The 20,233-nt window shown below is 59.3% G+C and carries 18 protein-coding genes; 13 read left to right on the forward strand and 5 right to left on the reverse strand.

The window, feature by feature from the left end:
• Nucleotides 1–41: 41 nt before the first annotated feature.
• On the reverse strand, nt 42–2,171 hold the full coding sequence (locus ACLEXF_RS22940) for an intracellular growth attenuator family protein (protein ID WP_064183549.1): 2,130 nt from the start codon (nt 2,169–2,171) through the stop codon (nt 42–44).
• 320 nt (nt 2,172–2,491) lie between these two features.
• Here ACLEXF_RS22940 and nudE point away from each other — a divergent pair, with 320 nt between their 5' ends.
• Nucleotides 2,492–3,052, forward strand: a complete 561-nt coding sequence (nudE, locus tag ACLEXF_RS22945) for an ADP compounds hydrolase NudE (protein ID WP_004202164.1) — start codon at nt 2,492–2,494, stop codon at nt 3,050–3,052.
• 53 nt (nt 3,053–3,105) lie between these two features.
• Here nudE and mrcA read toward each other — a convergent pair whose 3' ends face one another.
• Complete coding sequence (gene mrcA / locus ACLEXF_RS22950) at nt 3,106–5,664, reverse strand: peptidoglycan glycosyltransferase/peptidoglycan DD-transpeptidase MrcA (RefSeq protein ID WP_023319249.1); 2,559 nt, start codon at nt 5,662–5,664, stop codon at nt 3,106–3,108.
• Between the two features lie 118 nt (nt 5,665–5,782).
• On the opposite strand from mrcA, the gene ACLEXF_RS22955 reads away from it, so the two are divergent.
• The 12 genes from ACLEXF_RS22955 (at nt 5,783) to trpS (ending at nt 15,736) form a co-directional block, all read left to right on the forward strand.
• A complete protein-coding gene (locus ACLEXF_RS22955; RefSeq protein ID WP_004202166.1) occupies nt 5,783–6,583 on the forward strand; it encodes a hypothetical protein in 801 nt (266 codons plus the stop codon).
• Nucleotides 6,567–7,100: a PilN domain-containing protein gene (locus tag ACLEXF_RS22960; RefSeq protein ID WP_048295662.1), complete on the forward strand. Its 534-nt coding sequence runs from the start codon at nt 6,567–6,569 to the stop codon at nt 7,098–7,100. Before ACLEXF_RS22955 ends, ACLEXF_RS22960 begins: the two co-directional genes overlap by 17 nt.
• Complete coding sequence (locus ACLEXF_RS22965; protein WP_043522605.1) at nt 7,090–7,518, forward strand: hypothetical protein; 429 nt, start codon at nt 7,090–7,092, stop codon at nt 7,516–7,518. Before ACLEXF_RS22960 ends, ACLEXF_RS22965 begins: the two co-directional genes overlap by 11 nt.
• The gene (locus ACLEXF_RS22970) at nt 7,508–7,885 is read left to right on the forward strand and encodes a HofP DNA utilization family protein (RefSeq protein ID WP_064183551.1); all 378 of its coding nucleotides are present in this window, start codon (nt 7,508–7,510) and stop codon (nt 7,883–7,885) included. Before ACLEXF_RS22965 ends, ACLEXF_RS22970 begins: the two co-directional genes overlap by 11 nt.
• A complete protein-coding gene (gene hofQ, locus ACLEXF_RS22975; RefSeq protein WP_108433223.1) occupies nt 7,824–9,062 on the forward strand; it encodes a DNA uptake porin HofQ in 1,239 nt (412 codons plus the stop codon). Before ACLEXF_RS22970 ends, hofQ begins: the two co-directional genes overlap by 62 nt.
• 270 nt (nt 9,063–9,332) lie before the next feature.
• A complete protein-coding gene (gene aroK / locus ACLEXF_RS22980; RefSeq protein ID WP_002920267.1) occupies nt 9,333–9,854 on the forward strand; it encodes a shikimate kinase AroK in 522 nt (173 codons plus the stop codon).
• 55 nt (nt 9,855–9,909) lie between these two features.
• On the forward strand, nt 9,910–11,004 hold the full coding sequence (gene aroB / locus ACLEXF_RS22985; RefSeq protein ID WP_004202175.1) for a 3-dehydroquinate synthase: 1,095 nt from the start codon (nt 9,910–9,912) through the stop codon (nt 11,002–11,004).
• An 84-nt stretch (nt 11,005–11,088) separates the two neighbouring features.
• Nucleotides 11,089–12,384, forward strand: coding sequence for a cell division protein DamX (gene damX / locus ACLEXF_RS22990; protein WP_004202177.1), 1,296 nt, complete (start codon nt 11,089–11,091; stop codon nt 12,382–12,384).
• Between the two features lie 78 nt (nt 12,385–12,462).
• Nucleotides 12,463–13,290, forward strand: coding sequence for an adenine-specific DNA-methyltransferase (gene dam, locus ACLEXF_RS22995; protein ID WP_004202178.1), 828 nt, complete (start codon nt 12,463–12,465; stop codon nt 13,288–13,290).
• A gap of 17 nt (nt 13,291–13,307) precedes the next feature.
• A complete protein-coding gene (gene rpe / locus ACLEXF_RS23000) occupies nt 13,308–13,985 on the forward strand; it encodes a ribulose-phosphate 3-epimerase (protein ID WP_004202179.1) in 678 nt (225 codons plus the stop codon).
• Nucleotides 13,978–14,739, forward strand: coding sequence for a phosphoglycolate phosphatase (gene gph / locus ACLEXF_RS23005; RefSeq protein WP_108433224.1), 762 nt, complete (start codon nt 13,978–13,980; stop codon nt 14,737–14,739). Before rpe ends, gph begins: the two co-directional genes overlap by 8 nt.
• Nucleotides 14,732–15,736 carry a tryptophan--tRNA ligase gene (trpS, locus tag ACLEXF_RS23010; RefSeq protein ID WP_017899952.1) on the forward strand — a complete coding sequence of 335 codons (1,005 nt, stop codon included), beginning with the start codon at nt 14,732–14,734 and terminating at the stop codon, nt 15,734–15,736. The genes gph and trpS overlap by 8 nt, the downstream gene beginning before the upstream one ends.
• Nucleotides 15,737–15,810: 74 nt before the next feature.
• Here the strand turns inward: trpS and cysG are convergent, their stop codons facing one another.
• From cysG to nirB, 3 genes are all read right to left on the reverse strand, one after another.
• Nucleotides 15,811–17,184, reverse strand: a complete 1,374-nt coding sequence (gene cysG, locus ACLEXF_RS23015; protein ID WP_004202185.1) for a siroheme synthase CysG — start codon at nt 17,182–17,184, stop codon at nt 15,811–15,813.
• A 153-nt stretch (nt 17,185–17,337) separates the two neighbouring features.
• Nucleotides 17,338–17,664 carry a nitrite reductase small subunit NirD gene (nirD, locus tag ACLEXF_RS23020; RefSeq protein ID WP_004202186.1) on the reverse strand — a complete coding sequence of 109 codons (327 nt, stop codon included), beginning with the start codon at nt 17,662–17,664 and terminating at the stop codon, nt 17,338–17,340.
• The gene (gene nirB / locus ACLEXF_RS23025) at nt 17,661–20,204 is read right to left on the reverse strand and encodes a nitrite reductase large subunit NirB (protein ID WP_017899950.1); all 2,544 of its coding nucleotides are present in this window, start codon (nt 20,202–20,204) and stop codon (nt 17,661–17,663) included. The genes nirD and nirB overlap by 4 nt, the downstream gene beginning before the upstream one ends.
• Between the last annotated feature and the right edge of the window lie 29 nt (nt 20,205–20,233).

Consider the following 20,233-nt stretch of genomic DNA (forward strand, 5'->3'; position numbering starts at 1 on the left):
GGAAATGGGCGACAGGGTATCACACCCTGTCGCCGGGAAAATTAATCTTGCGGGTCAGACGAGGGGAGCAGCACCGGGTTCAGGCAGCTTTCGTAATATTTCTGAATCTCTTCCATACGCTGGCGATGGCGTTGATAACGACGCAGCGCCTGCACCCCGTGGTAAGCCATGCATCCCACCATCGACAGCAGCAGCAGGGTGATGCCCAGATAGCGCCACAGGCCGCTGCGGTCAGGAATGCGGTGCAGGTTGATATGCTGAGTGCCGTTGGCGTCAGTAAACAGATTGGTGACTATCCCTTCGGCATGGAAGGGGGTATGCATCAGCATACCGGCCAGCCGCCGCAGTTCCCCCCACTGCTCATGCGCCGGGTAATCATACAGGCTCACCGCCGGCCACGGCTGATTGACCAGCACGCTACCCTCGTCGCTGGCGATGACGAAGCCGCCCGGGGCCGGGCTGTTGAGCGCCTGCGCCGCCCGCGAGGTTTCACGCATGACAAAGGGGGCGGTTGAGGTGGTCACCAGATTCTCCAGCGACTCGGCGCTGACTGGCCGCAGCAGCACGTTCACGCCATCCAGTTTCCCGGCGGACGCACGCTTAGTTAACGTCTCCCAGTTACGGGTATTGCCGAGATTAACCAGCGCATTCTTCAGCCGCAGGCAATCATCGGCAGCGGAACAGAGATCGTTGGTTTTCTGAACGATATCGCCGAAATCATCCAGTAGCACCATGCCAGATTTCTGAATGGCGGAGCGCAGCGCCGGGCTGACGCGGGAGTCGTCGTCGGTTTCCGGGTGCAGCTGACGCTGGACGGACTGCATCAGAGCGGTCGCTTTGCTGACAATGTCAGACTCCGGCAGCGGCAGAGGAGGGGCATCGTTCCACACAATCTGCGAACAATCGAAAGGCAGGAACGGCGAATCCTCTTTGGCCGTCCAGCTGCCCGGCGTGCGGATGTTGCACATCCCGGTGCCGGTCAGGCGCAACGTATCGCCAATGCGCACATGGGCCTTTTCCAGCTGGCTGACGGTCGTGGCTTCAATGGTCTGCGCCCCCTTCAGCCACGACAGGGTGAACTTAAACGGCATATTCAGCGGTACGCTGGCCCATAGCATGATTACCATCACCAGGGCGCCGGCGGCGATAATCGCGCTGCGCAGCCAGTACTGCAGCGGGAAGTTTTTCACTTCATCATGAAGCGACAAGTAGCGTCCCTGACGGGCTACATGGCGGTTGAGATAGATATCAATATCGGTCTGCTGTCCGAGGTCCTGGGCGATCCAGGGCTGCCAGTGGCGCGGATAGATGAGATCGATAATGCCCAGCGAGATATTATTGATATGCTCCTGATCGTTTTCGCCAAACAGCCCCCAGCGCTTAGGGACGCCGCGCAGGCAATGGATTTCGCGCAGCGAGGCGCGGCGCGGCGGGGCATAGATCCCCAATAGGCCGGCGGCGAGCAGCAGCAAACCGGCAGCCACCAGCCATGGGGTAAAGACGGCAGGCCCAATCAGACTGAAATAAAAGAACAGGAAAGAGGCGACGATCAGGATCGCTTCGCGCAGACCATCCGGGCGGTTCAGGGCGTGTTCTTCCGGGCTTTCCCGACGGATCTGCCGCAACTCTACCTGTTCGCTCTCTTCGCCGCGAATTGAGGCCTGGGTGGCCGAGGCGCGTTCCAGCGCGTAGCTTTGCGCTTCCTGACGATAGTCGCTCAGGGTATGGCCGTTAAGGGTGATAACCAGCGGCAGGCTGTCGGTGGGGATCAGCTCGACGCTGTTTTCATCGTTGATATGTTGTTCCCAGAACGGCGGCAGATGTACCTCCACCGAATCGAGAAAATAGCGCCATTTATTCGGCGCGTCGGTAGTGATCCCGTAGCGGGTGATGGCTCGCGTCACCCCATAGACGGTATCGCTCTGTTCGTTTAGCGCCAGAGCGACGGGCGCGCTGGTGGCGCCGGACGCGGGAACCTGCTGGGCGCGGCTCAGTTCGGCAAGATACTTTTCGATGGCCTGGCGCTCATCGGCCGCGATCGGCCGCGTGGTGGCATCGCTAAAGGCGTGCAGTAGAGGGAGCCGGCGGCGTCTGGCGTGCGTGCGATACCACCATCCAATGAGCAATACGCAGATTAGCAGAGCTGTAAGGAATATCAGAAAGGTGCCCATGCCCATCCCATCATAGTTATATTTTTCTTACGAAATCGTCGGTGAACGTGAAGACTAACGTCAAGCTGCAGTGTTAGCGGCGCACCTGCTTGCAGGGTAGTAAATATGTCATGCAGCAGCCTATTAGCTTACCAAAAACGTTAAAGGCCAGAAATCGGTAAATTCTCAAAGAGAATTCAAGCTATTGACTTTTTTATCTTTATTACTTTTCCCTTTGCAGGGAAAAGGTTACAACTCTGTAAATAAGTAGCGATTTGGATTGCCGAAAGCGTGTTGCGTATCGCACAATGACTGCTTAATCACAGCATAGACCGATGACAATGAGCAAATCATTACAAAAACCCACCATTCTCAATGTTGAAACTGTCGCCCGTTCGCGCCTCTTTAATGTCGAAAGCGTCGATCTGGAATTCAGCAACGGTGTGCGTCGCGTTTATGAACGTATGCGGCCTTCCACCCGCGAAGCGGTGATGATTGTGCCGATTGTTGATGATCATATTATTTTGATTCGCGAGTATGCCGTCGGGACGGAATCCTACGAACTGGGCTTCTCCAAAGGGCTGATTGATCCGGGTGAAACCGTGGATGAAGCGGCCAATCGCGAGCTGAAAGAAGAGGTTGGCTTCGGCGCCAATAAGCTGACGTTTCTGAAGAAGCTCAGTATGGCTCCCTCTTACTTCTCCAGCAAAATGAACATCCTGGTGGCGGAAGATCTCTATCCGGAGTCGCTGCCGGGCGATGAGCCCGAGCCGCTGCCGCAGGTGCGCTGGCCGCTGGCGCAGTTGATGTCGCTGCTGGATGAAGAAGATTTTAACGAGGCCCGCAACGTTAGTGCGCTGTTTTTAGTGCGGGAATGGTTGCAGGCCCAGGGCCGACTCTGAACGAGCGTTTACGCTAAGCAGCAATAAAAAAGCGCCCGCAGGCGCTTTTTTTGTCAGAACAGCTCGTGGGTTTCACCGCCGCCGTCAGTCAGGGTGGTGCCCACCTCATGGACCGCCTGCTGCGTGGGCTGGGTACCCTCAATAAAGTATTCCGCCCGGCTGTTGCCACCGTTCGCCAGCTGACCGGTGCTGCGATCGATATTCACCGTGACGATTCCCGGCGGCGGCGTTAATGGCTCTTCCGGAACGCCTTCCAGCACGCTCTTCATAAAGCTGTCCCAGGCCGGCTGGGCGCTTTTGGCGCCGCCTTCGTAGCCGGAGATCTGATCTTTAATCGCCCCCGATGCGGTGGTCCGGCCAAGATCGCGACGATGATCGTCAAAGCCGATCCAAACCGAGGTCACCACGCCCGGTCCGTAGCCTGAGAACCAGGCGTCCTTCGAGCTGTTGGTGGTCCCGGTTTTGCCGCCGATGTCATGCCGCTGCAGGTCACGTCCGGCGCGCCAGCCGGTTCCCATCCAGCCCGGTTCGCCAAAGATGTTGCTGTTCAGCGCGCTCTTGATCAGGAAGGCCAGCGGGGTGTTGATCACATGCGGCGCGTATTCCTGGGCGCCGCTCTGCGCCACCAGTGACTGATTGGCCTGCTCCAGCTGCGGCTGCGGCGGCACGGTGCCATTCTGCGGTTCCGTCGAGGTGGCGACATCTTCCACATCTTTGTTTTCCAGCACGTTGGATTTTGGCGTATCGCCGTAAATCACCGGTAAATCACACTGCGGGCAGGCGATTTTCGGACGCTCTTCGAAGAGGACCCCGCCCTGATCGTTCTCAATCTTACTGATAAAGAACGGGTTCACCAGGAAGCCGCCGTTGGCCATCACCGAATAACCGCGGGCGACCTGCAGAGGCGTAAAGGAGGCGGAGCCCAGCGCCAGTGATTCGGTGTGGACAATGTTTTGCGCCGGGAAGCCAAAGCGCTGCAAATACTCGGCGGCATAGTCAACGCCCATGGCGCGCATGGCGCGCACCATGACCACGTTTTTCGACTGCCCCAGGCCCTGGCGTAAACGAATCGGACCGGCATACTGCGGCGGCGAGTTTTTCGGCCGCCAGTCGGAACCGGCTCCGGCGTCCCAGCGCGAGATTGGCACATCGTTGAGCATGCTTGCCAGAGTTAAGCCTTTATCCATCGCAGCCGTGTAGAGGAATGGCTTGATGTTGGAGCCGACCTGGCGCAGCGCCTGAGTGGCGCGGTTGAACTTGCTCTGGTTAAAGTCAAACCCACCGACAAGGGCGATAATCGCGCCGTTTTGCGGGTTAATGGAGACCAATGCCGAGTTGACGTCCGGGACCTGCGACAGCCACCAGCTGTCTCCCACTTTGCGAACCCAGATCTGCTGCCCGGCCTGCACGACGTCGTTGACTTTACGCGGGGTTGCCCCCTGCTGCGTATCGGAGATAAAGCGGCGAGCCCAGCGCACGCCGTCCATCGTCAGCGAAACGGAGTCGCCGTTAGCCAACAGCGCGACAGCCTCCTGGGCATTCGCGGAGGTGACCACCGCAGGAGAAAGCGGGCCAAAGCCAGGCTGGCGCTTCAGGGCGTCAACGATCTTTTTCGCCTCCCACGGCGTTTCGCCGACCTTCCACAGCACGCTGGCCGGGCCGCGGTAGCCGTGACGCATATCGTAATCCAGCACGTTATTGCGGACCGCCTGCTGGGCCGCCTGCTGGTTTTTGCGGGTAATCGTGGTGTACACCCGGTAGCCATCTTCGTAGGCCTGCTCGCCGTAGCGATTCACCATCTCCTGGCGCACCATTTCGCTCAGATAGGGCGCGGAGAAGGCGATTTTCGGCGCGTGGTAGCTGGCGTCGATGGGTTCGCTGCGCGCCTCATCGTATTGCGCCTGGGTGATGTACCCCTCGCTCAGCATACGCGACAGCACCACGTTGCGCCGGGCTGTGGCGCGATCCATCGAATAGAGCGGGTTAAAAGTGGACGGGGCTTTCGGCAGACCGGCAATCACCGCCATTTCGCTGAGGGTCAGCTGGTCGATAGGTTTGCCAAAATAGACCTGCGCCGCGGCGCCGACGCCATAGGCGCGGTAGCCGAGGTAAATCTTGTTCAGGTACAGCTCAAGGATTTCATCTTTGTTCAGCAGCTGCTCGATGCGGATAGCCAGAAAGGCCTCTTTAATCTTACGCATCAACGTCTTCTCGGGGCTGAGGAAGAAGTTACGCGCTAACTGCTGGGTGATGGTGCTGGCGCCCTGCGAGGCGTGGCCTGAAAACATCGCCACGCTGGCGGCGCGGAAAATACCCACCGGATCGACGCCGTGATGCTCATAGAAACGACTGTCTTCGGTAGCGATAAACGCTTTCACCAGCTCGGGGGGAATTTGCTGCAACGTGACAGGGATACGGCGCTTTTCGCCGTACTGCGCAATAAGCTCACCGTCGGCGCTATAGACCTGCATCGGGATCTGCAAACGCACATCCTTCAGGGTTGCGACGTCGGGGAGTTGCGGCTCTATGTATTTGTAGAGGCCAAAAATCGAGCCTGCTCCCAGCAGTACGCAACAGACTGCAAGGATCAATAGATACTTTACGAACTTCACCGGTGTTTTCCCATTTAGTTTTATTTGGGCAGTTTATAAACAAACGCGCGGTAGTATAAAGGCAAGCCAGGTGCATTGATATAGCCGGACAGTTTTGCCGGATAAGGAGATCGTAAGCATGGCTTTCAGAAACTGGCGGATCGGAATGCATATCCAACAAGATAGCATTGCCATTGTCGCGCTACTGTTTGAGCGCTCACACTGGGCGCTGCGCCGCTGGTGGCGCATTCCGCTGCCGCCAGGCCTGGTGCGGCAGGGGATGGTGGCGGACGTCAGCGCCCTCGGCTCACGGCTGGCCGCCTGGCGGCGGGAGCTACCGGTACAGCATCAGATCAATATCGCCTTCCCCGCAGCTCGCACGCTGCAAAAACGCGTGCCTTATCCCCAGTTCGCCCTGCGAGAGCGGGAACAGGCGACGTGGATAGCCAGCGCCATGACCCAGCAGCTGGCGATGCCCGCCTCCTCTCTCTGTATTGATTATGCGCCCACCTCGCGAAATGACGGCTGGCAGGTTACGGCGGCGCAGCGGCTGGATATCAATGTTCTGCGGGAGCTGGCAGGGCGGCTGCGCCTGCGGGTAGCTGCCATCGTACCGGATGCCAGTGCGCTCGGCGCTTTTTTCCCCTGGGTGACGGCAGCAGAGCAAGGCCTGGCGTGGCGGGATGAAAAGCACTGGCTATGGGCGACCCATGAGGCCTGGGGCTGTGACGCCTGCGATGCGATAGGGTCCTTGAGCCAGCTGGCGGGGCAGCTTCAGGTTCCTCTGCGCTTGTGCGCTGACGCGGGCGACGAGGCCAGTCGTTTTGATGTCTGGCAGGTGGTTCACCGCCGGCAGCCTCCGCTGCCAGCCGACGGCGATCGCTACGCCATTGCCCTTGGGCTGGCGCTGGGGGGCGGGCGCCATGACGCATGTCGTTAATCTTCTCCCCTGGCGTGACCTGCGTCGCCGCCAGCGCCTGCGCTACACCCTGTTGTTAGCCATCGGTATCGTGCTGCTGGCGGGGATGACCCTGCTGGTGGGGCGAACGGCTGGTCTACAGCGCGACGCCCTGGCGAGGCTCCACGCGACGGCCGACGCAGCGCTGCTCGCCTCGCTCAAACAACGTGAACAGGCGATGCGCGAAGCGTGGCAGCAGCATCAACGCCAGCGCGAGCAGCACCAGCGCAGATCGACGATCGCCGCCTGGCAACCCCGACTAATGGCGCTCGCGGCGGACCTGCCTGCTCAGGCATGGCTGACGCGGCTGGAGTACCAGGGGGCGCGCCTGACGCTGGATGGCCTGGCCCTCAACCTGCAGGCGCTGGCTGGAGTGGAGGCTTCTCTGGCCAGCGTCACGGGATTCGCGCCGGCTAAAGCCGGCGGAACGCAGCGCGACGCCGAGGGGCGCTGGCGGTTCAGTTTCACCCTGTCGGGAGCGCGCGCCGATGAGGATTAATACCCTGCGCACCCGGGCGGGGCTGCTGATCCTGCTCGCGATGGGGCTGACGGGGGGCGGCGTGGCGCTCTGGCGCGATGCCCAGCCGCCGCTGGCGGCGCTGTCCCGCGATGGCGCTCTGCAAACGCAGTGGCGGCGGATCATGGCGCTGCGCATCCCTGACGGTGAAAGAGCCGGGGAGCGCATCGACAAGCAGCCGTTCTCGCCCATAGCCATTCCGCTCGCCGGGGCGAAGCTAATCGCCTGGCATCCGCAGGGGAGCGGCGGCGAGATGGAGCTGGCTCTCTCCTGGCCGACGGTACCCGCTCTGTTTTCATGGCTGGCGCGCAGCGGGATGAACCCGCGTTCGTTCTCGCTGGAGCGCGAGGGGCAGGCGCTGCGCATGCGGCTGCAGCTGGAGGCGGAAGATGGTCGGTAAATGCTGGGTTTTGCTGTGGTTGCCGCTGTCGCTGCTGGCGGTCGAGCGCGATCCTTTTCAGCCGGTTGAGGATCCCTGCCGCGCGGCGCAGCTGTCGCAATGGCGTTATGGCGGCGCGGCCGGCGATGGTGCAGGCTGGATGGGTTTTTTGCAGGACGGAAGCGGCACGTGGCGACGGGTGCGCCTGGATGAGCAATTGCCCACGGGCTGGCGGGTGAACCGGCTGACGGACAGTGAACTGGACATCGTCACGCCTCCGGGATGTGAACCGCCAGCGTGGCGCTGGCAACGTAAAGGAAAACAAGATGATGCGATGGATAAGCCTGCTTTTGCTGCTACCGCTGGCGGTGGTCGCCGCGCGAAATGATAAGCCGGTTTCGCTGGTCGTTGACGACGCGCCAGTGGCCCAGGTGCTGCAAGCCCTGGCCGAAATGAACCAGAAGAATCTCGTTGTCGCACCGGACGTCAGCGGCACGCTCTCCCTGCGCCTGCAGAAGGTTCCCTGGACCCAGGCGCTGCGGGCAGTGGCGGATAGCGCAGGCCTCTCTTTGCAACAGCAGGGGACGGTCATCTACGCACATACGCAGGCCTGGCAAAAGGCCAACCTGGCGCAGCGCGAAGCGGAACAGGCGAAACGTCTGCAGAATCTGCCGCTGCGGGCGGAGAGCGTGACCCTGCACTATGCCGATGCCGAGGAGCTGGCTAAAAGCGGCGGTAAGTTGCTTAGCGCCCGGGGAAACCTGATGGCGGACAAGCGGACCAATCGGCTGCTGATCCGCGATGATGACCGCCATCTACCGGCGCTGAAGGCCTGGGCGCAGGAGATGGATCTGCCGGTCGGACAGGTGGAGCTGGCCGCCCATATCGTGTCAATGAGCGAAACCAGCCTGCGTGAACTGGGGGTGAAATGGCGGCTGGCGGAGGCTGAAAGCACGCCAGGATCCGGGCGCATTACCACCCTAAGCAGCGATCTGTCAGTCAACGACGCCAGCACCCGCGCAGGCTTTAACATCGGCAAAATTAACGGGCGCTTGCTTGAGCTGGAGCTTTCCGCGCTGGAGCGCAAGCAGCAGGTCGAGATTATCGCCAGTCCTCGTTTGCTCGCCTCTCATATGCAGCCCGCCAGCATCAAGCAGGGGAGCGAGATCCCCTATCAGGTCTCCAGCGGTGAAAGCGGCGCCACGTCGGTGGAGTTTAAAGAGGCGGTGCTGGGCATGGAGGTGACGCCGACGGTGCTGCAGCAGGGGAGAGTGCGGTTGAAGCTGCGAATAAGCGAGAACACGCCAGGCCAGGTGCTGAAGCAGGATAACGGCGAGGCGCTGGCCATTGATAAACAGGAGATCGAGACCCTGGTGGAAGTCCGCAGCGGCGAGACCCTGGCGTTGGGCGGCATCTTTTCGCAGAAAAACAAAACCGCCCGCGACAGCGTCCCGCTGCTTGGCGATATCCCGGTGCTGGGACGTCTGTTTCGCCGCGACGGGAAAGATAATGAACGCCGTGAACTGGTTGTCTTTATTACGCCACGGATTCTGGCAGTACGTTAAGCAGGTTTTTCATGCTAAACACGTTTCAGGTGTTTGACGTGAGGACGGATTTAGCATACAAGGGGTACCGATTTGAGAGTCGGGTACGACATCAATCCTCCCTTTATTGTCCGGCGATTTTATTCAGTTGCCAAACCAGCCGGAGTATTGAGATAATTTTTAGTCTGACTCTCGCTCTATTGCATATGAGGTTTCAGTTCATGCCCTGCGGCGCTGGGTGTCTGCGAAGCGGGTTTATCATTAACGAATAGTCTTAGTAGTACCGAAAAAATGGCAGAGAAACGCAATATCTTTCTGGTTGGGCCTATGGGTGCCGGCAAAAGCACTATTGGGCGCCAGTTAGCCCAACAGCTCAACATGGAATTTTACGATTCCGATCAAGAGATTGAGAAACGCACTGGCGCTGATGTGGGCTGGGTCTTCGATGTTGAAGGCGAAGAAGGCTTCCGCGACCGTGAAGAAAAAATTATCAATGAGTTGACGGAAAAACAGGGAATTGTGCTGGCGACTGGCGGCGGCTCTGTAAAATCCCGTGAAACGCGTAACCGTCTCTCCGCCCGCGGCGTGGTGGTCTACCTGGAAACAACGATCGAGAAGCAGTTGGCCCGTACGCAGCGCGATAAAAAGCGTCCTTTGCTACAAGTCGATGCGCCGCCTCGTGAAGTACTGGAAGCGCTGGCTGACGAGCGTAACCCGCTGTATGAAGAGATCGCCGATGTGACTATCCGCACAGACGATCAGAGTGCGAAAGTCGTCGCGAACCAGATTATTCACATGCTGGAAAGCAACTGATTCTGGCTTAATAAAAGTGCGTCAGAGTAAAAGTCACTGAGGTGGATGTCGCGTTATGGAGAGGCTTACTGTTACCCTCGGGGAACGTAGTTACCCGATTACCATCGCGGCTGGTTTGTTCAACGATCCAGCTTCCTTCCTGCCACTTAAGTCGGGCGACCAGGCTATGCTGGTCACCAACGAAACGCTGGCGCCGCTTTATCTGGATACCGTCCGCTCTGCGCTTGAGCAGGCAGGGGTCAACGTTGACAGCGTAGTCCTGCCCGACGGCGAGCAGTATAAAAGCCTGGCGGTGATGGATACCGTATTTACCGCGCTGTTGCAAAAACCCCATGGCCGCGACACCACGCTGGTGGCGCTCGGCGGCGGTGTTATCGGTGATTTAACCGGTTTCGCCGCGGCAAGCTATCAGCGCGGCGTGCGTTTTATCCAGGTCCCTACCACCCTGCTGTCGCAGGTCGACTCGTCGGTCGGCGGCAAAACCGCAGTGAACCACCCTCTCGGCAAAAACATGATTGGCGCCTTCTGGCAGCCGGTTTCCGTGGTGGTTGATCTTAACTGTCTGAAGACGCTGCCGAAGCGCGAACTCGCTTCCGGACTGGCTGAGGTCATTAAGTATGGGGTGATCCTCGATGGCGCCTTCTTCAGCTGGCTGGAAAACAACATTGATGCCTTGCTGGCGTTGGATGAAAAGGCCATGGCGTACTGCATTCGCCGCTGCTGTGAGCTGAAAGCGGAAGTTGTGGCTGCCGACGAGCGTGAAACCGGGTTACGTGCTTTACTCAATCTTGGACATACCTTCGGCCATGCTATCGAAGCGGAAATGGGCTACGGTAACTGGCTGCACGGCGAAGCGGTGGCGGCAGGTATGGTGATGGCGGCGCATACGTCCGAACGGCTGGGGCAGTTCCGCGCGCAGGATACTCAGCGCCTTATCGATCTGCTCAAGCGTGCAGGCTTACCGGTACGCGGCCCGCAGGAAATGCGTGCGCAGGCGTATTTGCCCCATATGATGCGCGATAAGAAAGTACTGGCTGGCGAAATGCGGCTGGTGCTCCCGCTCGCAATAGGAAGCAGCGAGCTGCGCGGCGGAGTGCCGCACGATGTGGTTCTTGGCGCGATTGCTGACACTCAGCAGGCGCAACAATAAGAAGGTCTGGCCGCGTTCGCGCGGCGTTATCATTTCGGGTGATGTGCAATAATCGTGAGCATAAGCCTTTTAGTGGGGTGTTAAATGGATGATTTCAAACCAGAAGACGATATGAAAGCCGATCGCAACGATCGTCGTGCTGGTCGTTCCCGTCAGTCTTCCGAGCGTGATGCCGATCCGCAGATCAATTTTGACGATGTCGATCTTGATGCCGATGAAGGCCGTCCGACGCGCGCCGGCAAGGCCCGTCGTGAGCGTGAAGAGGAAGAATTCGAAGAAGAACTGGATGCGGAAGATGAGGAGATGCTCGAAGAGCAGCCTGTAGAGCGTCGTCCGCGTAAGCGTAAAAAAGCGCCGGCGAAACCCGCTTCCCGCCAGTACATCATGATGGGCGTGGGCATTCTGGTACTGTTGCTGTTAATCGTGGGTATCGGTTCCGCGCTGAAATCGCCATCTTCTTCCAGCCAGCAGACCGCTTCCGGCGAGAAGAGCATTAATCTGTCTGACGACCAGTCCACCAGCACGCCAGCTGCCGGCCAGGATCAGACTGCCGCCAATACCACCACCCAGCAGGACGTCACGGTACCGCCTATTGCCGCGAACCCGACCCAGGGCCAGGCCGCGGCAGAGCCGCAGGGCCAGCAGCGCGTTGAAGTTCAGGGCGATCTGAATAATGCGTTGACCCAGCAGCAGGGCCAGCTGGACGGCGCCGTAGCTAACTCGACGCTGCCAACTGAACCGGCAACCGTCGCGCCGATCCGTAATGGCGCCAGTGGCACCGCGGCGCCGCGCCAGACGACCGAACGTCAGACGGCGGCAACGCCGCGTCCTGCTGAGCGTAAGCACACCGTCATCGAAGCGAAGCCGCAGCCGAAACCACAGGCGGTGGCAAAAGCGCCGGTAGAAACGAAGCCGGTTCAGCCGAAGCATGTTGAAAGCGCGGCGACCACTGCCCCGGCGAAAACGACCGTCGCGGAAAGCAAACCGGTAGCCACCGCGCAGAGTAAACCTGCAGCACCAGCAACCACCACCACTGCTGCGCCAGCCGCAACGGCGGCCGCGGCAGCGCCGGCGGCGAAGAGCGGTAAAACGGCAGGCGACGTCAGCTCGATGAAATCTGCGCCGTCGGGTAACTATACCCTGCAGCTCAGCAGCTCCTCTAACTATGAAAACCTGAACAACTGGGCGAAGAAAGAGAAGCTGGACAGATATGTTGTCTATGAAACGTCACGTAACGGCCAACCGTGGTACGTGCTGGTGAGCGGTATCTATTCATCGAAAGATGAAGCGAAACGCGCGGTCACCTCGCTGCCGCCGGACGTGCAGGCGAAAAATCCATGGGCAAAACCACTGCATCAGGTTCAGGCTGATCTGAAATAATGCCGTGGGGTAGTCTTAAGCGCAGGATGCTGTCGGAGCTTTCTCCACAGCCGGAGAACGTGTAATTAGTTAGGCAGCATGAAAAAGAATCGCGCTTTTCTAAAGTGGGCAGGGGGGAAGTACCCCCTGCTTGACGATATTAAAAAGCATTTGCCGGAAGGTGAGTGCTTAATCGAGCCCTTTGTGGGCGCCGGGTCGGTATTTCTCAATACCGACTTTTCTCGTTATATCCTCGCGGATATCAACAGTGATTTAATCGGCCTGTACAACATCGTCAAATTGCGCACCGACGAGTACGTCGCTGCCGCCCGCGAGATGTTTACCCCGGAAAATAACGTCGCTGAGCGCTACTACCAGTACCGTGATGAGTTCAATCAGAGCCAGGACCCGCTGCGTCGCGCGGTGCTGTTCCTGTATCTGAACCGTCACGGTTACAACGGCCTGTGTCGCTACAATTTGCGCGGCGAGTTCAATGTGCCGTTTGGCCGCTATAAGAAGCCCTATTTCCCCGAGGCTGAGCTCTATCATTTTGCCGACAAGGCGCAAAACGCTGAGTTTTACTGCGAATCTTATGAAGAGTGCATGCAGCGTGCGGATAGCCGCACGGTGGTGTATTGCGATCCGCCCTATGCGCCGTTGACGGCGACGGCGAACTTTACCGCCTACCACACCAACAGCTTCAACCTGGAGCAACAGGTGCTGCTGGCGCAAAAGGCGGAGTCGCTGATGAAGAAACGGATCCCGGTGCTGATTTCCAACCACCGCACGCCGTTGACGCAGGAGTGGTATAAAAACGCGGCAGAAACGCATATTGTGAAGGTTCGGCGCAGCATCAGCAGCAACGGTGGTACGCGTAAAAAGGTGGACGAGCTCTTAGCGCTCTACCGTCCGCCTAAGACCAAATAAATTTCAAGGAGATGCGGATGAAGCAGTATTTGATTGCCCCTTCGATTCTGTCGGCTGATTTTGCCCGTCTGGGTGAGGATACCGCGAAGGCGCTGGCGGCGGGTGCGGATGTCGTGCACTTCGACGTCATGGACAACCACTACGTGCCGAACCTGACGATTGGCCCGATGGTGCTGAAGTCGCTGCGTAACTACGGTATTACCGCGCCGATCGACGTCCACCTGATGGTGAAGCCGGTCGACCGCATCATTCCTGATTTTGCCGAAGCTGGCGCCAGCATCATCACCTTCCACCCGGAAGCCTCCGAACACGTCGACCGCAGCCTGCAGCTTATCAAAGAGCACGGCTGTAAAGCGGGCCTGGTGTTTAACCCCGCGACGCCGCTGAGCTATCTCGATTATGTGATGGATAAACTGGACGTCATCCTGCTGATGTCGGTTAACCCGGGCTTTGGCGGCCAGTCCTTTATTCCCCAGACGCTGGATAAACTACGTGAAGTGCGCCAGCGCATCGATGCGTCCGGCTACGACATCCGTCTGGAAGTGGATGGCGGGGTGAAAGCGAGCAATATCGGCGAAATCGCCGCGGCGGGCGCGGATATGTTCGTTGCCGGTTCGGCGATCTTCGGCCAGCCGGACTACAAGAAAGTGATTGATCAAATGCGTAGTGAATTAGCGAAGGTGAGTCATGGATAAATTACAGGCGATCCGCGGCATCGCGTTTGATCTCGACGGCACGCTGGTGGACAGCGCGCCGGGTCTGACCGCCGCCGTTGATAACTCCCTCTACGCCCTGGAGCTGCCGGTGGCGGGAGAAGAACGCGTCGTAACCTGGATCGGCAACGGCGCCGATGTCCTGATGGAGCGGGCGCTGAGCTGGGCTCGCCAGGAGCGTGCCACGTTACGTGCGGCGATGGGCAAGCCTTCCGTCGACGATCATGATATTCCGCAAGACGAACAGCTGCGCATTTTGCGTAAACTGTTTGACCGCTATTACGCCGAAGCGGCGGAAGAGGGCAGTTTCCTGTTTCCGGCAGTGGCCGATACGCTCGGCGCGCTGCAGGGCAAAGGTCTGCCGCTGGCGTTGGTGACCAATAAGCCGACGCCGTTCGTCGCCCCGCTGCTGGACGCGCTCGATATTGCGAAATATTTTACCGTGGTGATCGGCGGCGATGACGTCCAGAACAAAAAGCCGCATCCGGAACCGCTGCTGCTGGTAGCGCAAAAGCTCGGCCTGACGCCGGAGGCGCTGCTGTTCGTCGGCGATTCACGTAATGATATTCAGGCGGCCAAAGCGGCTGGCTGCTGCTCGGTTGGCCTGACCTACGGTTATAACTATGGCGAACCGCTTGCGCTGAGCGAGCCGGACTATCTCTTCGACCAGTTTAATGAACTCTTACCCGCTCTCGGGTTACCGCACAGTGAAACTCAGGAATTGAAACATGACTAAGCCCATCGTTTTTAGTGGCGCACAGCCCTCAGGTGAACTGACCATTGGCAACTACATGGGTGCGCTGCGTCAGTGGGTAAACATGCAGGACGATTACCACTGCATCTATTGCATCGTGGACCAGCACGCCATCACCGTGCGCCAGGATCCGCAGCAGCTGCGTAAGGCGACGCTGGACACCCTGGCGCTGTATCTGGCCTGCGGCATCGACCCGCAGAAAAGCACTATCTTCGTTCAGTCGCACGTGCCGGAACACGCCCAGTTAGGCTGGGCGTTGAACTGCTACACCTATTTCGGCGAACTGAGCCGCATGACCCAGTTTAAAGACAAGTCCGCGCGCTACGCGGAGAACATCAACGCCGGTCTGTTTGATTATCCGGTACTGATGGCCGCTGACATCCTGCTGTACCAGACCAACCAGGTTCCGGTGGGCGAAGATCAGAAACAGCACCTTGAACTGAGTCGCGATATCGCCCAGCGTTTTAACGCCATCTACGGCGATATTTTTAAAGTGCCTGAGCCGTTTATCCCTAAATCCGGCGCGCGCGTGATGTCGCTGCTGGAGCCGACGAAAAAGATGTCCAAGTCCGACGACAACCGCAACAACGTCATCGGCCTGCTGGAAGACCCGAAATCGGTGGTCAAGAAGATCAAACGTGCGGTCACCGACTCCGACGAGCCGCCGGTGGTGCGCTACGACCTGAAAGAGAAAGCGGGCGTCTCCAACCTGCTGGATATCCTCTCCGCGGTCACCGGGAAAACCATTCCTGAGCTGGAGCAGCACTTCGAAGGCAAAATGTATGGCCACCTGAAAGGCGAAGTCGCCGAAGCGGTATCGGGCATGCTGATTGACCTGCAGGAGCGCTATCACCGTTTCCGTAACGACGAAGCGTTTCTCAATCAGGTGATGAAAGACGGTGCAGAAAAGGCCAGCGCGCGGGCTTCTCAAACCCTGAGAGCGGTATACGAAGCGATTGGCTTTGTCGCCAAGCCGTAAGCGACGCAATAGCTAAACAGGGCGGGATTATCCCGCCCTTTTTTATGCCTGTCGTTCACGCCGCGAGGCGAAGGTTAGTGGTTTGAGAACCAGTTAAGTTTATCCCGCAGGCCGACCACGCGGCCGACAATGATCAGCGCCGGGCTGGCCATCTGCTGCGCCAGAATATCCAGCTGTCCTAAGGTGCCGCTGACCACTTTTTGCGTCACGGCGGTGCCGTTCTCGACGATGGCGGCAGGCATATCTTCCGCCATGCCGTGGGCGATAAGCTTCTCGCGGATCGCCGGCGCCTGGTTCAGACCCATGTAGAACACCAGGGTCTGCTTCTCCACCGCCAGGTTCGCCCAGTCCAGCTCGCCGCCGGTTTTCAGATGGCCGGTGACCAGGCGCACGCCCTGGGCGAAATCGCGATGGGTCAACGGGATCCCCGAGTAGGCGGAGCAGCCGGAGGCGGCGGTGATGCCTGGCACAACCGAGAAGGGGATGCCCGCCTCGCAGAGGGTCTCCAGCTCCTCTCCGCCGCGGCCAAAGATAAAGGGATCGCCGCCTTTCAGCCGGACCACGCGTCTTCCTTTTTGCGCTTCGCGCAGCAGGATCTGGTTGATCTCCTCCTGAGGCACGCAGTGATAGCCTGAGCGCTTGCCAACGAACACCCGGTCGGCATCGCGGCGCACCAGATTCATGATGTCGTCGGAGACCAGTCGGTCATAGACCACCACGTCGGCCTGCTGGATCTGCTGCAGGCCTTTGAGCGTGAGCAGCCCGGCGTCACCGGGGCCGGCGCCAACCAGGACGACCTCGCCGCGATGCTCTAACGGCTCGGTCAGCAGTTGCTCGGTGGTATCCGCCACCGCCTGCCGATCATCATTGGCCAGGGACTGCGCCAGGCGGTCGTTAACGAACAGCTTCTCCCAGAACCGTCGGCGTTCGCCTACGGTGGCAAACTGCTGCTTGACGCGAGCGCGCAGATGGCCGGCGTAGCGGGCCAGCTGACCAAGATGCAGGGGTAAGATTGACTCCAGCTTCTCGCGCAGCAGGCGCGCCAGCACCGGTGATGTCCCGCCCGAGGAGACGGCGACCATCAGCGGCGAGCGGTCGATGATCGACGGCATGATAAAGCTGGCCTGGCGCGGGGCATCCACCACGTTACAGAAAATACGCCGCGCTTCGGCTGCGTCGCTGACCTGCTGGTTCACTGTTTCATTATCGGTAGCGGCGATGGCCAGCCAGCAGTTGTCCAGCAGCGAGGGGATAAACTCCCCCTGCACCAGGGTCAGCATCTGTGAATCGGCCCACACCTGAAACTGAGGGGTAAAGTCGAGCGCATTGACCGTGACGTTTGCGCCAGCATCCAACAGCAGACGGGCCTTGCGTTCGGCGACATCCCCGCCGCCAACCAGTAAACAATCTCGCTGGCGTAACTGGCAGAATATGGGTAAGTGATCCACAGAATAACCTCATAAAAATAAGGGGTAGAAAGTGAGTGGTCGTAGAATAGCAGCAAAGGTAATACAAAACATGCGACATATCCCGCACTCATGCGCTGTCGGTCAGAAGTGTTACTTATATTTCCCCCCGTGACCGGGGGGAGGAAGCGGGACTCACGCTTTAAGCTGAACGTGGCCGTCTTTTACCCGGGCGTCGAAACGGGCGATAGAGTGGCTGGCATCTTCCATGCACAGCCCGTCGCTCAGGCGAAAGCGCTGCTTTTTCAGCGGACTGGCAACCCACAGGGCGCCGTCATGCTCAGCGATAATCCCGCGGGACAGCACGCTGGCATTGAAGAATGGATCGATATTGCTGATGGCGAACACCCTGTCGTCATGGTACGGACGGAAGATCGCCACCTGCTGCTGACCGAGCAGGGCGCAGACGCCGGTGGCGGGCAGGATGTCGTCAATTTTGCAGATGTTTACCCACTGGCTCATGCTTTTTCCTCCACCAGAGTAACCGGGATACGCTCATACGGCGTGGCCGGGCGATGCTGGTCACGTTCCGGCACCACCTGAACGTTCGGGTCGCGCTGGTCGCTGTTGATAAAGTGTTTGAAGCGAGTCTGCGCCGCCGGGTTATTGACGGTCTCGGTCCACTCGCAGGCGAAGGCGGCGCGCAGGCGAGCCAGCTCCTCTTCCAGATGGTCGTTCAGACCGAGCTTGTCATCGATGATCACGCTGCGCAGATAGTCGATCCCGCCTTCCATGTTGTCCAGCCACGGCGCGGTGCGGGTCAGCTTATCGGCGGTGCGGATGTAGAACATCATAAAGCGGTCGAGATACGTAATCAGCGTCTCGCGATCGAGGTCCGCGGCCAGCAGATCGGCATGGCGCGGCTTCATCCCCCCGTTACCGCATACGTACAGGTTCCAGCCTTTCTCGGTGGCGATGATCCCGACGTCTTTGCCCTGGGCTTCCGCGCATTCGCGGGTACAGCCGGAGACGCCGAACTTCATTTTGTGCGGGGTGCGGATGCCTTTGTAGCGGTTTTCCAGTTCGACGCCGAAGCCAACGCTATCGCCGACCCCGTAGCGGCACCAGGTGCTGCCGACGCAGGTTTTCGCCATCCGCAGCGCTTTAGCGTAGGCGTGGCCGGTTTCGAAGCCCGCTTCAATCAGCTGCCGCCAGATCTCCGGCAGGTCGTCTTTCTGCGCGCCAAACAGGCCGATGCGCTGGGAGCCGGTGATTTTGGTGTACAGATTGAATTCACGAGCGATACGGCCCACGGCGACCAGCCCTTCCGGGGTGATTTCGCCGCCCGCGGAGCGCGGAATGACCGAGTAGGTGCCATCTTTCTGGATGTTGGCGAGGAAGTTGTCGTTGGTGTCCTGCAGCGGCGTGTGCTGAGGCTTGAGGATGTACTCATTCCAGCAGGAGGCCAGCAGGGAGCCGACGGTTGGTTTACAAACTTCACAGCCGTAGCCCTGGCCGTGTTTGGCCAGCAGTTCGTCGAAGGTTTTGATGCCTTCCACGCGGATCAGGTGGAACAGCTCCTGGCGGGAGTAAGCGAAGTGTTCGCACAGGTTGTTGTTGACCTCGATGCCCTGTTTCGCCAGCTCGGCGTTGAGCACCTGGGTGACCAGCGGGATACAGCCGCCGCAGCCGGTACCGGCCTTGGTTTCCGCTTTCAGCGCCGCGACGGTATGGCAGCCTTTGTTAATGGCGGCGATCAGGTCGCCTTTGCTGACGTCAAAGCAGGAGCAGATTTGCGCGCTGTCCGGCAGTTTATCGACGCCGATCGACGGTTTGCCGCTGCCGGCGTGGGCCGGGAGGATCAGCGAATCCGGATTCTCCGGCAGCTCAATGGCGTTGAGCACCAGCTGCAGCAGGTTACCGTAGTCGCTGGTGTCGCCGACCAGCACCGCGCCGAGCAGGGTTTTGTTGTCGGCGCTGACGATCAGACGCTTATAGACTTCTTTGCTTTCGTCAAGATAGACGTAGCTGCGGGCGCCCGGCGTGCGGCCGTGGGCATCGCCGATGCCGCCCACGTCCACGCCCAGCAGCTTCAGCTTGGCGCTGAGGTCGGCGCCGGTGAAGCTGTTTTCACTGCCGAGGAGGTGATCGACGGCCACCTGGGCCATTTTATAACCCGGCGCGACGAGGCCATACACGCGGTTGTTCCAGCTGGCGCATTCGCCGATGGCATAGATATCCGGGTCGGAGGTCTGGCAGCTATCGTTGACCATGATGCCGCCGCGCTGGGCAACCGCCAGCCCGCACTGGGTGGCCAGTTTATCGCGCGGGCGGATCCCGGTAGAGAAGACGATGAAATCGACCTGCAGCTCGCTACCGTCGGCGAAGCGCATGGTTTTGCGCGCCTCGATGCCCTGCTGAACGATCTCTTTGGTGTTTTTACTGGTGTGAACTTTCACGCCCATGCTTTCAATTTTGCGCCGCAGCTGCTCGCCGCCCATCTGGTCGAGCTGCTCGGCCATCAGCATCGGCGCGAACTCGATAACATGGGTTTCCACGCCGAGGTTTTTCAGCGCGCCTGCGGCTTCGAGGCCGAGCAGACCGCCGCCGACCACCGCGCCGCGTTTACTGCGACGGGCGCAGGATTCAATGGCGTTGAGATCTTCAATGGTGCGATAGACGAAGCAATCCTGGGTTTCCGCGCCTTTAATCGGCGGGATCCAGGGGTATGAGCCGGTCGCCATGATCAGCTTGTCGTAGAACACCGTGCGCCCGGCGCTGGAGTGGATCACCTTCTCCTGGCGGTTGATGGTGATGGCCCTTTCGCCGACCAGCACCTTGACGCCGTGTTTCTCATAGAAACCTTCGCGGACCAGCGACAGCTCTTCTGCGGTATGGTGGGAGAAATAAGACGACAGGTGGACACGGTCGTAGGCGATACGCGGCTCTTCACAGAACACGGTAATGTCGAATTGTCCGGCAGGCGCCTTATCAAGAAGCTCTTCGATAAAGCGATGGCCAACCATGCCGTTACCGATAATAGCGATTCTGACTTTGCTCATTTTTGCCTCGATTTCTTTTCTATTACCGC

Source organism: Klebsiella pneumoniae complex sp. WS1778 (genome assembly GCF_049472055.1).
GTDB classification, from domain to species: domain Bacteria; phylum Pseudomonadota; class Gammaproteobacteria; order Enterobacterales; family Enterobacteriaceae; genus Klebsiella; species Klebsiella quasipneumoniae.